Below are 13,171 nucleotides of genomic sequence, written 5' to 3' on the forward strand. Positions count from 1 at the left end.
GCCACGGACTACAATAGCACTGCCCAGACCTTGTGTTCTGAAAGCACGGTGGAATCGGGGCTAGTTGCCGATTGCCGGCAGCTTCGCAATGATAAACTCTCTTCGTGCATCCATGTATTTCTCAGCTACTGAGATCGCGAGCCGTTGCGATCTCGGCCCAAGCTTGTAACGAACCTGGGAGAACGCTTGTACCGTTGACAATCTCGATTGGACATTTGGACCGAAGCTTGCCCTCAGACTCCAAACAAGTGTTGCTGGTGTTAGGTATGCACCGGAGTGGGACTTCTGCCCTCACAGGAGTCTTGAAGTATCTGGGGTTTGCGTTACCCTCTCGCTTGATGGAGCCTGCCGAAGACAATCAAACGGGATTTTGGGAATCTGCCGAGCTGGCTGATATTCACGATGCTGCCTTCGCTTCTGCTGGAATGCAGTGGAATACGCCGATGTCGATATCGCCCGATTGGTTCCAGTCAGAGGCTGCCGCTGCCGCCTCTGAGCAGATCTTGGAAGTGCTAGAGCGAGATTTTGCCAATTGCTCGCTGTTTGCGATTAAAGACCCCCGTATCTGTCGGCTCTTTCCCCTATGGCGTTCAGTCTTGCATCAGCTCGATTGCCGCGTTCGCGTCATTATTCCAGTGCGCCATCCGCAAGAGGTGGTGGACTCTTTAGTGACTCGCGATCGCATGAATGCTAGGCGGGCACAGCTATTGTGGCTATACCACCTGTTGGATGCAGAGAAAGCAACCCGCGACTATCCCCGCACGTTTGTTCACTTTCACGATTTACTCGCAGATTGGCGGGCAACGATCGCCCAGATAGAGGTCGACCTCGGCTGGCGGTTCCCGGAGCGATCGCCTGAGATAGAGGCAGCGATTGATGATTTTTTACAGCCACAGTTACGACACCATCGAGTTCCTAACATTGCTCGGGTGTCTTCAGCGGAGACTATAGAGTTAGTTGAGTTAGCATATGAACAATTATTGCGCGCTCATGCCGGAAAACCATTAGACTTGGCAGTAATGGATGAAATCTCGCGCGAGTTGATCCGGGCCGAACAAGTTTTCGCAGAGACTGGGGCGGAAGCAGGGGCTAAGTATGCTGAATTAACGTTGCAGGTAAAGCAACTAGAACAGCTGCAGGCAACATTGATGCACCAAAACACAGAATTAGAGAGGCGTTTTAGGGAAACAGAACGGCAGCAGGAAAAATTGAGTCAGTACAACTTTCAACTAGAAGAGCGGTTAATCCAACTGCAACAATCTCTATCCTGGCGTTTAACCACTCCATTGCGATGGATGAAAGCTAGAGTTCAAAGCTCGGTCAGCCGGTTTCCAGTGCGAGAAGACCTCAACCGCAGTTGTCTGTTTGATAAAACCTACTACAGTCAGCAATATGCAAAAAAGATCGAGGCCTTGGGCTTGTCTCCGTTGCAGCATTTCATTCAAATTGGGGCCTCGCAGCAATGTAGGCCCCATCCATTATTCGATATAGCGTTTTATTGCTCTTGCAATCCAGATGTTGTCGCCAGTGGACTCAATCCCCTCTGGCATTACTTAACCTACGGTGGTGCAGAGGGGCGCAAGCCCCACCCACTGTTCGATTCAGCTTATTATTTGCGGGAGAATCCTAATGTGGCCCGAGCGGGGCTAAACCCTCTGGAGCATTACCTTTGCAAGGGGGCCGGGCAACGGCTAAATCCCTGCGAATTTTTCGATACTAATTTTTATCTGCAGAGTTTGGAAAATAATTCTGCTGCTCTGCAGAACCCACTACTGCACTTTATCCAAACGGGAGTCAGGGAAGGCCGCAAGCTTAATGTCGATAACTTTCAACCTCTGGATTGGAAGGTGTGGGTAGTGCTAGAGCAAGCAGCACTGAGAAGATCGCTGGATGAGGAAGCTGCTGCACTGTCTTTTCCCTACTGCGATCGCCCCGAAGTCAGCATTCTCATTCCTGTCTTTAACAAGGTGGAATACACGCTGCAGTGTTTGAAGGGGCTGATGCAACAAATCACAGACTTTCCATTTGAAGTGATTGTGGCAGATGATGCTTCCTCAGACGATAGTCAACGGCTATTGGCGTCAGTGCCGGGATTGCAGTACCGACGCAATCCTGACAATCTGGGCTTTTTGCGATCGTGCAATCGGGCTGCTCGGAAGGCTCGGGGACGGTATCTAGTGCTGCTCAATAACGATACTGTACCCTTACCCAACTGGCTGACAGAGATTGTTGCCCCATTACAGACCGATGGCAGTGTGGGCTTGGTGGGGTCGATGTTGCTCTATCCAGATGGACGCCTACAGGAGGCAGGTGGGTCTATTTGGCAGGACGGTTCGGGCTGGAATATTGGTCGATTGCAGGAGCCCCAGGCTTGCGATTATCAATTTGTGCGAGAGGTGGATTATTGTTCTGGGGCTGCGCTTGCCCTGTCGATGGACCTCTGGCAGCAGTTAGATGGATTTGACCTGCGGTATGCCCCAGCCTATTACGAAGATACCGACTTGGCCTTTCGGGTGCGCGAAACTGGCTTGAAAGTGATTTACACCCCGTTTTCACAATTGGTTCATTTTGAGGGAATTAGCTCGGGCACTGATTTGAGCGTTGGAGTCAAGCGCTATCAAGCCATCAACCGCTCGGTGTTTGCCGAGCGCTGGAAAGAACAACTTCTAGATCGGCAGCCACCCGACAGCCCCGAACTGGCCACTTATTCTGTTGGCAAGCAACGGCAATTATTGTGGATCGATGCCCTAACCCCTACCCCCGATCGCGATTCCGGCTCTGTCGATGCATTAAACTTTTTGACCGTAGCCCGCCAAAGTGGCTGGGAAGTATCATTTATTCCGGCCAGTAATTTGCTCAGGAACGGACACTATACGAAAGATTTACAGCGGTTGGGCATTCGCTGCTTGTATTGGCCCTACATCAGTTCGGTGGAAGCATACTTGCAGCAATACGGCCATTTATTCGATGTAGTTGTTTTGTCTCGCGTCTCGGTGCCAGGGCCACTCCTCTCTACCGTGCGACAACATGCCCCTCAAGCGGCGATCGCCTTCAATACGGTCGATCTTCATTTTCTGCGCCAGCAGCGGCAGTTGGAGATTCGAGGAGAGGGTTCTGAGAACGAGGTGAAAGCGACCCGAGCATCAGAGTTGCAGATGTTACGGGAGAGCGACCTCACTATCGCTATTAGCGAGCAAGAGGCGGAGATTCTGAGATCTCTCGATCCGAGCGCAACTGTTAGCGTGGTTCCAATAGGGCGCTCTATTACCGGGCGCAAAGCAGCATTCGAGCAGCGGCGAGACATTTGCTTTCTCGGCGGTTTCCAGCACGATCCCAACATCGATGCTGTGAAATATTTCATCGAATATATTTGGCCGTTGATAGCTGAGCGCCTACCCGATTGCAAATTCCTCATTGCCGGCTCAGATATTCCAGCCGAAATTCGCCACCTGGAGGGCGATCGTATTGAAATCCTTGGCTACATCCCCGATCTGGCCGATTTGTTTGAGAGGGTGCGCCTATCGGTAGCTCCTCTAAGATTTGGGGCAGGGATGAAGGGTAAAGTTGTATCCAGCCTCAGTCATGGTGTTCCTGTGGTGGCTAGTTCTATTGCAATGGAAGGAATGAGTATAGGAAAATATTTGCAGACACTAATTGCAGATAAACCTGCAGCATTTGCTGACTGTGTAGCCAGTACATACACTAATCAAGAAGAATGGGAGCAACTGTCTCAAGCTGCTTTGGACTGCTCTTGCAAGCAGTTTTCTCTAGAGGTCGTCACACCCAAAATCCAACAAGTTTTTAAACAACTATTTCAACTACGGCAGGAGAGGGTTGGTTGTTAGGGAGACCATGCATCTAAATGAGCTCCCCTTGCGAGTTTCAAGCATGTTTCGAAGAAGCTTAAAGCAATTGAAACCTCAAAGATATCTCCCAATAAGTCCTAGCCAAGATTTACTAGAGCTGGTAGAAATGTTGTGGGCCTCCTCTGCTTGAATCTCAATCTAGCTGAAGAAAAATTGACATTTCCCAATCGGAAGAATTATTCGAAAAAACTAGCAAATTGAGTATTTTGGAAATATTCCTTTAGCTCATGGTAATTTTCAATTACATTGCTAACGTGAGTTTGTACAATCTTCTTAGTTTCAGTATAGAGTCTGCGATCGCTGACACCTAAAAACTCACACAAATCCTGATGGCTATCTTTTGGCTTGGAAATCAGTTCTTCATAGGTAATCTCAAGCATGCGGTGCCTATCCAGCTTTTGCTTGATTGATTCTTGCCAGTCAAGTACTTTCTTGAAGTCTTTCAGACATTCCAACGGGTCAAGGTGGACTTGACTCACTTTGGGGCGCTGCCTTTCATCGGCCACAAGCGTAATCTTAGTTATATAGTTTGCTACATACCAGGACAGATATCTTTTCAAAAGATTTTCCCTGACGAGATAGACAATCTTTATATCTTTATCTCGAAGTATAAACTGACTAATATCTACAAAGTCAGACAAGTAAAACTCATCATGTTTAAATTTAAAACCAGCAACTTTTCTGCCCTGACTATCAAATGCATATTTGTAGATAAACTTACTCAAATCCTTTCTATCTTCTTCCAAAGACTGGCGAAGAACTGGATTTTTTAGCATCTTCTGGTGATAGTTACCAACAAGAGCACCAATTTTCCCATTGTGTAGAAAGATCTCGCCATTGCACCAGATATCTGGATGTGAGCGCAATAGATGAACTAACATTGTGCTGCCCGAGCGCGCTGGACACAAGATAACGAAGATATCGTCTTTTAAATAATCTGACATAAGAAATAATTTTTAACGTTCTGTAGTAAGCCAGCTTTTTATTCCTGAATGTCGACATGTCGAATGCAACATTCAGGAGTCCGGTCTTTATAGACTCGCATCTCGCTCTTCTCACTACCTATTAACGAAAAGATACCAAACATCATTGTCGGTTTGAGATAGCCGCAATCAATCAGAGTATCGTTTACATGCTCGATAAAGTCAATGAATGCTGTATCGGCTTTGTCTTCTACATCGAAATTATGGCCGTAACCTCTTTCAATAAAAATATCTGGCAAATTGCCAAATGCGTAGAACTTTTCACACTCAAACATGTCCACAAGTAGCTTGAGAATATCTTGAGCCCGGATGCCTTCAAACCCCTTGTGTGCGCAATTCCAATTTACAAATTTCTCATGATATTTCTGAAACTGATGCTGGAACTTATATTTATCGGGTAGAAAATCCCACATTTTTTCGATAAATTCAAGTGCCTCTGGCCATCTCATATGACCATTGCGTCCAATCATGTCAATTGTTAAGAAGCGACCATTCGGCTCTAGAAATTGAACGATCTGTTCAAAAAGAGATTCTAGCTCTACAATATGGTGTAAAGTATGATGGGCTATAAAGGCTGAATACTGATGATTCAGTTGAAAATCATTGAAATCAGTTTCGTGAAAGCTAAAGTGCTGCTGAAGGTTTTCTTCTTTAACTAACTGCTGGGCACGGCCCAATCTAATTGGAGAAAGCTCATGGCACTCTAGCACAAACTCTTTAATGCCTGACTTGACCAAGCCTTTTGCAATTTTAATTTCAACATTGCAATCTCCCGAGCCTATACTCATAATATGTTGGGAAGTTGTTTTTGGTAAAATCTCGGCAATATGGCTTATATAGAAATCTAGAGCATTAGTAATGCCAAATACTTCTTTAAGTCTTGGAATGACAAACTTCTTAGTATAGTAATGATATATTGGGGGAAGCTTTTTGAGCTTGGATGGGTCTTCAAACTGCTGAATTTGGTGCTTGACCCTAGACTTATAGCCTCTAAACACAAGATTCTCCTACTTTATTGAATCGATATGCTCCCCGTCATCTTACTATAATGCTTTCTAGCATATTAAATCTGGCACGATCGCAACTAGAGTAGGTATGGAGAATAGGCTTCCGCATTGGTGGCAATGGGTATGAAACAAACTCTACAAGCACTCTCGAACGCTTGGAGAGTGTTTGAGACAGAGGGGCTGAAAAGCTTCCTGACTCGCACGCGCCTCAAACTGCGAAAAATCCTAAAGGGCGATCGCACAAACGCCTTTCGCGCCGAGATCGCTCGGTACGCCAAATTAGCTCCCCCCGGTCCTTTAGACTTTAAGACCGTTTCTCAGCCAGAGGTTTCGATTATCATCCCTGTCCACAATCAGTCCTCATACACCTATAACTGCTTAAAATCTCTCCATCAGCGCACCACCGACAAGATTCCATTTGAGATTATCGTAATAGACGATGCCTCAACGGACGATACAACTGAGGTATTGCAGGCGATCGCCGGAATTCGCGTCCTACGCAACACCACCAATCTGGGCTTCATCCAGTCCTGCAATCGCGGCATAGAAGAGGCCCGTGCCGATTGGGTGTGCTTCCTCAATAACGACACTCAAATCTTGCCGGGGTGGCTGGAGGCGTTGGTCCAGACGATGCGATCGCACTCGAATATTGGGGCTGTAGGGTCGAAATTAATCTATGCCGACGGTCGCCTACAGGAGGCCGGTGGCATTATCTGGCAGGATGCAACGGGCTGCAATTACGGCCGTTTAAACAGCCCGCAAGAGCCCCAATACAACTACCTCCGACCAGTGGATTACTGCTCCGCCGCCAGCTTGCTCGTGCGTGCCGATTTACTGGCAGACCTCGGCGGATTTTCGACAGACTTCTTGCCTGCCTATTACGAAGATACGGATTTGTGCTTTGCTCTGCGCGATCGCGGTTATGACGTACTTTATCAGCCCCAATCACAACTGATTCACTACGAGGGAGTCACCTGCGGCATCGATGAAACCAGCGGGGTCAAGCAGCATCAAACGATCAATCGCGACAAATTCCAGCACAAATGGCAAACAGCCCTACAACACCATTGCCACAGTCAGCGGGATGGCGCTGTCTTGGGAGCGCGACGGTTGTGCGCGCGGCCCATCATACTCGTTATCGATTCCTACGTTCCGGCTTACGATCGCGAGTCGGGTTCTTGCCGCCTGTTTCACATCCTCAAGCTGCTGTTGGAACTGGGATGTACTCCCATTTTTTTACCCAATAACGGCTTGCCTGCCGAACCCTACACCTCCGAGTTGCAACAGATGGGGATCGAAGTCCTCTACACTACCCCCAACCAGCCAGATTTGCAGTTGCAACTGCGCGACCGCCTTCCCATGCTCGATCTCGCTTGGGTTTGCCGACCGCAATTGTGCGAGAAATACTTTGACCTGTTGCGATCGCGACCCGACCTCCCCGCGATCTACGACACCATCGACTTGCACTTCCTGCGCATGCAGCGACAGGAGGACTACATGAAGTCCAACGATGGCGATCTGAGTTGGCAGCAGATGAAGGAGCTGGAGTTGGGCTACGCTCGGGCCGCTGATGCCACAGTCGTCGTCACTGATGTGGAGCAGAAGCTTTTAGCTGAACTGGGCATCGATCGCGTGCGTGTCGTGCCCAACATTCATATTTCCTATGCCGGAACACTACCCGAATTTGACGCCCGCAGCGGATTGTTGTTTATCGGCGGCTACAACCACCAACCCAATGTGGATGCCGTTGTCTGGCTGTGTCAGGAGATTATGCCCCTCGTCTGGGCGGAAGATCCCGAGATGACGGTGACCCTCTTGGGTAGCAACCCGCCGGATGGGGTGCGAGAGTTAGGCGGAGATCGCGTGATTGTGACTGGCTATTTAGCGGATGTGGACCCCTACTTTCTCCAAGCAAGGCTATTTGTCGCTCCCCTTCGCTTTGGAGCTGGCATGAAGGGCAAAATTGGCCACAGCTTGTCCTACGGTTTGCCCGTAGTAACCACCTCAATTGGCTCGGAGGGGATGGGATTGGTGGCGGGAACAGATGCGATTGTGTGTGACGAGCCCGGAGTCTTTGCTAAAGAAGTATTGAGTTTGTATGGAGATCGCGATCGCTGGACGAAGATGTCTGCCCAATCCCTGCGAACGATTCAGCGCTTTGGCCCAGAAGGCTTGAAAGGATCGCTGCAGTCTCTTGTGAGTGAACTGCAATCGATCTCCACGCCTGTTCGGTGAGGTCCATAGGCGGTGCTGCAACCCTTTCCCCAACCAGAGGCAGATCGCGAATCGATCGATATTGTCTTAGCGACCTATTGCCCGAATCTGGATTATTTCGCAGCTCAAATTCAGTCTCTGCAACAACAGACCGATACCGATTGGCTCTGTCACATCATTGATGATGGATCGGGCGAAAAGCCACTCCAGGCGATTCGAGACTGTATTGCCGGAGACGATCGCTTTGTCCTGCATCCCTTTCCAGACAATGTCGGAGCCTATCGCAATTTTGAACGAGGATTGGGCTGTTGCCGCAAAACTGCAACGGCGATCGCCTTTTGCGATCAAGACGATATTTGGCTGCCATCTAAATTGGAACGGATGCTGGAGGTGCTGCGCGAGCGGGAAGCCGTGCTAGTTCATTGCGACTTGGAAATTATCGACGAGCGCGATCGCACCATCCATCCCTCCGGCTGGAATTATGAGGGTCGGGTTCCCGAGGTTGTAACGCTGCAGTTACTGCTACTCAAGAACGTTGTGACCGGTTGTGCCTGTCTGTTTAGAGCCGATCTCCTGCCGAAGGTGTTGCCCTTTCCCGAACCGACATCTGGGGATTGGTTTCACGATTGGTGGATCGCGTTGGTGGCGGCTCGGATGGGAACGATTGCCCACGTTCGAGAGCCGTTGGTGCGCTATCGCCAACATGACAGCAATGTCGTGGGAGCAACGCGCGAGGTGGGTCAGTTGGGACGGGAGTTGGGCCAGTGGTGGAGCAATCGTTTTCGCGTTACGGGTGAAGGCTATCGGGCCTACTGCGAGTTGGTGAGTGCTTTAGGCGATCGCTTTCCAACCCACAACCAGAAGCCGATACAGCGCGATTTTGGCCGTCACCTACTGGGCCTCGCTTGGCAAAGTTGGCGCGTGGGCTATGGGGTAGAGGGCACTGCATTGCGATTAGCGGTCTTGGCCTTTCTAGACGACTTCAAACACCTCTCTGGCCGTCCGTTCCCTGACTAAATTCCGCAGTTGGGCGGTTGCAGCTTCACCATAAACTCTAAACTGTGTGGAAAGCTCCACATCTAGGAGAGACGAGTGAAGCTTGCAACATTGCAGCGAGAATGGTTTGCCAACCTAAAAGGAGACATTCTGGCCGGGATGGTCGTTGACCTAGCGCTGATTCCAGAGGCGATCGCCTTCTCGATGATTGCGGGCGTCCCGGCCTGGTTCCATCTCCGTTGGTGGCGATTGTGACCATTACGGCGATCGCACATTCCTATCTTGCGGTTTCGCTAGCGATCGCCGACTTGAGGATTGCAACGGCCTCGTTCGAGGGATCTGCGTCAGTCAATCTTGCCAACGGTCGATCGCAGCTCTGGCTAAGAATTTTATGCAAAAATGATTTGGTTCCGGCAAGACTGAGGAGTACTTTTATAAGTTGTTTAAGTGTTTTCTCTAATAGATTGAGGAAGAAGGAGATCGTTTTCATCGAAAAATGGGTACTTTTATGAAAAGCCTCCAATCGGTACTGCAGTCTGCATGCTTGGCGGTACTGATTCATTATTCGACAATCCAAGCCTGTCTGCCCCATAGAGTTAATGAATACCCGTCAAGACACTCAAGTCCAGGAGCAATTGCGCGAACTGACCCAAGCCGCTGAAACATCCGAGCCCGATCGGCTTATTTTATCGGCGAGCGATGAAAGTTCGGGTGGAGATTTCGATCTAGTGAGCAAAAAATTTCTGGAATATTTTCTCAACTACCCAGTGATCGAAAACTTGAAAAAGGCAGATTTGCTGAGCGATCGCGATATTGAAAAACTGGCTTGCGAATGGCGGCGGATGGGAGGGAAGCTAGACCATATTTTGCTCGATCGGATGGGGTTTAAGAGTGCGACGGTTGACTTTTTTCGCGATTCAGGAGAGTTGGCTAAAGGTCGAGGATGTAAGCGATTGGGGGAATTTTTGCGAGCGGCTGGATTGGTGAGTGAGGAAGAAATTAAGTTTGCTCTGCAGCAGGTGCGATCGCAGAATCGCCGACTCAAAATTGGCGAAGCTTTGGTGGAGTATGGCTTGATTAAGCAATCGACGGTTGAGTATTTTGCCGATGAGTTTGTGGATTCTCAGTCTCGCGAGGAGAGGCTCTCGGGCCACCAGGATGCCTTATATGCCGACGATTTAGACGTAGACGGCAAATTCCATCAGTCTGAGTTTATGCTCGTTTTCAATCGCAATGAAGTGTTTTCTAGTGTTAGTCTCAAATCTCGGATGTATTCGGTTGGGCGGGATTCTAAGGTCGATATTTTGATTGATGATAAGTGTGTTTCTCGGCGACATGCCTATTTGATTCGTTCCAGTCAAGGAGATATTCGGCAGTCCGAGACATATGAAGTTTTAGATTGTGGTCGAGACAAAAAGTATAGTAAGCATGGCGTGTTTGTGAACGGGAAAAAGGTCAGGCACCGGGTTTTGCGGTATGGGGATGTGATTGGGTTTGGTCCCAATATTCGGGCTCGGTTTCTGCCGAGAGAGATGGCTGAGGTTGAGATGTCCGCGCTGTAGAGATTGGTGCGGTATGAGTTTCGACTGCTGCGATCGGGCTGTCATGAAGGGTTTTGAACTGCTCTGGAGAGATCGCTTTTGTATGATATTTTGGATTCTTAGTTAAACCGAGTCTAGTCTGAAACCCGTAGTTTTAATGAAGACACCTATGAGTCCCTCTCACTAGCGCTGGCGATCGCTGCATTCGCCCCCTAAATCCCCCATTCTGGGGGACTTGACGACAGTGCTAGCTGGGGTTTGGAGACGGGGAAGACGAACCAGCGAATCGCGGTCATTCAAGTTTTAGAACGAAGCCAATAGCCTCTCACAAGTCCCCCACTGGTGGGGGATTTAGGGGGCTGAGTGCAACGCCTGAAAACTTCAGGTCTCAACATGGATGCGGTTTAGAAGGAGTTGTTGAAGTTAGAGTGCCCCTAACTTTGTAGGGGAATTTGGGGCTGTGGGCGATCTCGCGCCATTAGCAGCCAAAACTTAAATTACGCCAACAATCACTAAAACAAGGCCGATCGCGCCACAGGCGATCGCCCCAACCAAAAACGCTTTAGACGAGGTATCCGCCTCTTTCTGTAATTGCTCTTCACTTTTGGTGCTGATAATAAAGCGATGCTTGCCACTCGGTAACTTCACCTGCAAATTTCCCGCTCGACCTTCCACCTCCCCTAACACATACACTTCTCGCCCCACCGGTTCTGCCTCGCAAAGCGTGCCTGTCGGGCAGCCCAAATGTGGAGCCGATCTGCTGCTTCGCGCCAGGAGTGACCGGCTGCACGGGCAATCTCCACTGCGATCGCAGGCTCTAGGGCCAAACCGCTAGAATCCATATCCGGCAGTGTGGCGGCTGCAATTTTGCGCGCGGCCCAGACTTGTAATGTGGCTGCATCCATCGGAGGCAGCGAGATCCTCTCGACTCGAAACCCCATCCAGCGAGCAGCCCAGGCCAAATCGACATGAGTCCCAACCGCAATGGTGGCGTTCGCACTCGCCGCACGAGCGAGGCCCGCGAGCAGGAGAGGGAGGGGAATGCGATCGGCCTCGTCCCAATAGGCAATGGCATCTACCGCCGGGAGGTGCCAGCGCTGCAGGACTTCAATGGGGTAGTAGCTATAGGGGCCGGGATACTGCGATCGCCAGTGGAGCAAGTGCGAGGTTTTGCCCGCACCGCGATCGGCCTGCAGTTGCACGAAGGTGTTTTGGCCCGGTTGGGGTGGCGAAATGCCGCGATCGATCCAGGTGCCTGCTGCTGCTCCCGGTGTCTCTTCGAGGATGAAGGGATTGCCCCTCAAACCCAAGCAAGCATAGGGATCGTGCTTCATCGCCGGGAGTTTTTAGGCAGGACTCGAAAGCTTGCGGTCTCTTTTAAAGATTTCAGCCAGCCCAGCGCGACCCGCACCTCGACCTCCCAGATGACGCGAATCAATTCGCCATCGTAGGAGATCGGCACATCGTCGGGCAGGGGGAAGCGAAAGGGGAACTGACGGCCGATCGCCCACGTCGCTCCCTCTAGCGGGGGCGACACGCTGTCAATGGTTCTTTTGTCGCGAGTGCCCCGTCCTTCTGTGCGCCACAGCGCTTCGATCTCGATCTGCTTGGGGGGATTGTTGCGATCGAGCGATACAGACACCTGACCGGCGATCTCGCCCCCCACCTCGAAAGTATCGGTTTCGAGCACAATGTGAATCACGCCACCACCTCCGGCAATACCTTGAGGCAAAAGACACTATCGTCATCCACCGCACGGGGTTGGCGCAACCAGACTTCCACATGCCAGCGCAGTTGATTGTGGGTCGCCTCAAATGAGGGCGGACCTCCTACAGGAATGCGGACTTGCCAAGTGCCGCGCACCGCCTTGCCTCCGGGTACGAGAGCCTGAGTTCCCAAATCGACTTCAGAGACAGGGGCATAAGCCTTGCGAGTATTCGTGCCCTGCTTGTAAATAACCCGCTCGCTACAGAGCAGCTTCGCTTCCAGTTGCCCGGAGGATTGAACCCGTCGGTTGCCACGCATTTGCCGTTCGAAAGTCACAGTGACATCATCCCCCAGTCGCAAAGGCCAGTGAGACAGCACCAGCTCGCCCGGTTTGTAGCTGCGCACGACCCGCAACTGATAGATAAACAGAGCCCAAAGCACGAGCGTGACTAAAACAAAGCCCCCAACGAAAATGACGGCAAAGATGCCAACAACAATCGTTGCGGCAAAGATGCCGCCCATCATTGACAGGAACAACAGGGCAAACCCGATATCCATTGCCGTCAAGATGGCGGCTGCAATTCCGAGCCCGTACACGGGTCCCCAACTGTCCGAGCGATCGACGAGGGTGTAGCGACCGTCTTGCAAGGTGGGCTCTACGAGAGGCTTTTCTGCCACCGAAGTCCGTCGGGGTCTTCCTTGGGTTCGCAAGCGATTGAGTTTGGATCGCGCCACGCCATCTGTCTGTAAGTTATGCCCTGTATTGTAGGCGGTGCCTCGGGGGGAATTGCGGTTCTTCAGACAGAATTCACTGCGATCGCATGTTGCTGTCGCGCATTCGCGAACCCCATCGCTGC

At 50.6% G+C, this 13,171-nt stretch carries 11 protein-coding genes; 5 read left to right on the plus strand and 6 right to left on the minus strand.

Translation table 11 applies throughout. The features are described from left to right. Positions 1-194 precede the first annotated feature (194 nt). Positions 195-3,845, plus strand: coding sequence for a glycosyltransferase (locus tag SYN7336_RS29620; RefSeq protein ID WP_156820071.1), 3,651 nt, complete (start codon positions 195-197; stop codon positions 3,843-3,845). Between the two features lie 197 nt (positions 3,846-4,042). Here the strand turns inward: SYN7336_RS29620 and SYN7336_RS07570 are convergent, their stop codons facing one another. Continuing rightward, positions 4,043-4,810 carry a sulfotransferase gene (locus SYN7336_RS07570; protein WP_017325326.1) on the minus strand — a complete coding sequence of 256 codons (768 nt, stop codon included), beginning with the start codon at positions 4,808-4,810 and terminating at the stop codon, positions 4,043-4,045. 38 nt (positions 4,811-4,848) lie between these two features. Beyond that, positions 4,849-5,847: a trans-aconitate 2-methyltransferase gene (locus SYN7336_RS24930; RefSeq protein WP_017325327.1), complete on the minus strand. Its 999-nt coding sequence runs from the start codon at positions 5,845-5,847 to the stop codon at positions 4,849-4,851. Positions 5,848-5,979: 132 nt separating this feature from the next. On the opposite strand from SYN7336_RS24930, the gene SYN7336_RS07580 reads away from it, so the two are divergent. The 4 genes from SYN7336_RS07580 (at position 5,980) to SYN7336_RS27790 (ending at position 10,628) form a co-directional block, all read left to right on the plus strand. After that, positions 5,980-8,091: a glycosyltransferase gene (locus SYN7336_RS07580; protein WP_017325328.1), complete on the plus strand. Its 2,112-nt coding sequence runs from the start codon at positions 5,980-5,982 to the stop codon at positions 8,089-8,091. A gap of 12 nt (positions 8,092-8,103) precedes the next feature. Further along, positions 8,104-9,087 (plus strand): glycosyltransferase family 2 protein, encoded by a 984-nt coding sequence (locus SYN7336_RS24935; RefSeq protein WP_017325329.1) that lies wholly within the window; start codon positions 8,104-8,106, stop codon positions 9,085-9,087. Positions 9,088-9,177: 90 nt separating this feature from the next. Continuing rightward, entirely contained in the window at positions 9,178-9,321 is a 144-nt protein-coding gene (locus SYN7336_RS30680) for a SulP family inorganic anion transporter (RefSeq protein ID WP_369791879.1), read from the plus strand. Between the two features lie 344 nt (positions 9,322-9,665). Then, positions 9,666-10,628, plus strand: coding sequence for an FHA domain-containing protein (locus SYN7336_RS27790; RefSeq protein WP_017325331.1), 963 nt, complete (start codon positions 9,666-9,668; stop codon positions 10,626-10,628). 471 nt (positions 10,629-11,099) lie between these two features. Here the strand turns inward: SYN7336_RS27790 and SYN7336_RS07605 are convergent, their stop codons facing one another. The 4 genes from SYN7336_RS07605 to SYN7336_RS07620 are packed head-to-tail and all read right to left on the minus strand — an operon-like array spanning position 11,100 to position 13,049. Then, the gene (locus SYN7336_RS07605; protein WP_071590755.1) at positions 11,100-11,312 is read right to left on the minus strand and encodes a GIDE domain-containing protein; all 213 of its coding nucleotides are present in this window, start codon (positions 11,310-11,312) and stop codon (positions 11,100-11,102) included. Further along, positions 11,288-11,941, minus strand: coding sequence for a hypothetical protein (locus SYN7336_RS07610; protein WP_017325333.1), 654 nt, complete (start codon positions 11,939-11,941; stop codon positions 11,288-11,290). Before SYN7336_RS07610 ends, SYN7336_RS07605 begins: the two co-directional genes overlap by 25 nt. After that, positions 11,938-12,309 (minus strand): hypothetical protein, encoded by a 372-nt coding sequence (locus SYN7336_RS07615; protein ID WP_017325334.1) that lies wholly within the window; start codon positions 12,307-12,309, stop codon positions 11,938-11,940. The genes SYN7336_RS07610 and SYN7336_RS07615 overlap by 4 nt, the downstream gene beginning before the upstream one ends. Continuing rightward, entirely contained in the window at positions 12,306-13,049 is a 744-nt protein-coding gene (locus tag SYN7336_RS07620) for a hypothetical protein (RefSeq protein ID WP_156820075.1), read from the minus strand. Before SYN7336_RS07620 ends, SYN7336_RS07615 begins: the two co-directional genes overlap by 4 nt. Positions 13,050-13,171 lie beyond the last annotated feature (122 nt).

Source organism: Synechococcus sp. PCC 7336, assembly GCF_000332275.1.
Taxonomy (GTDB): domain Bacteria; phylum Cyanobacteriota; class Cyanobacteriia; order Thermostichales; family PCC-7336; genus PCC-7336.

What these genes read in the sequence shown, in the direction of transcription:
- SYN7336_RS07580 (WP_017325328.1), top strand. Translation starts at nt 5,980, where the DNA reads ATGAAACAAACTCTACAAGCACTCTCGAACGCTTGGAGAGTGTTTGAG.
- SYN7336_RS07570 (WP_017325326.1), bottom strand. Translation starts at nt 4,810, where the DNA reads ATGTCAGATTATTTAAAAGACGATATCTTCGTTATCTTGTGTCCAGCG.
- SYN7336_RS07610 (WP_017325333.1), bottom strand. Translation starts at nt 11,941, where the DNA reads ATGAAGCACGATCCCTATGCTTGCTTGGGTTTGAGGGGCAATCCCTTC.
- SYN7336_RS27790 (WP_017325331.1), top strand. Translation starts at nt 9,666, where the DNA reads ATGAATACCCGTCAAGACACTCAAGTCCAGGAGCAATTGCGCGAACTG.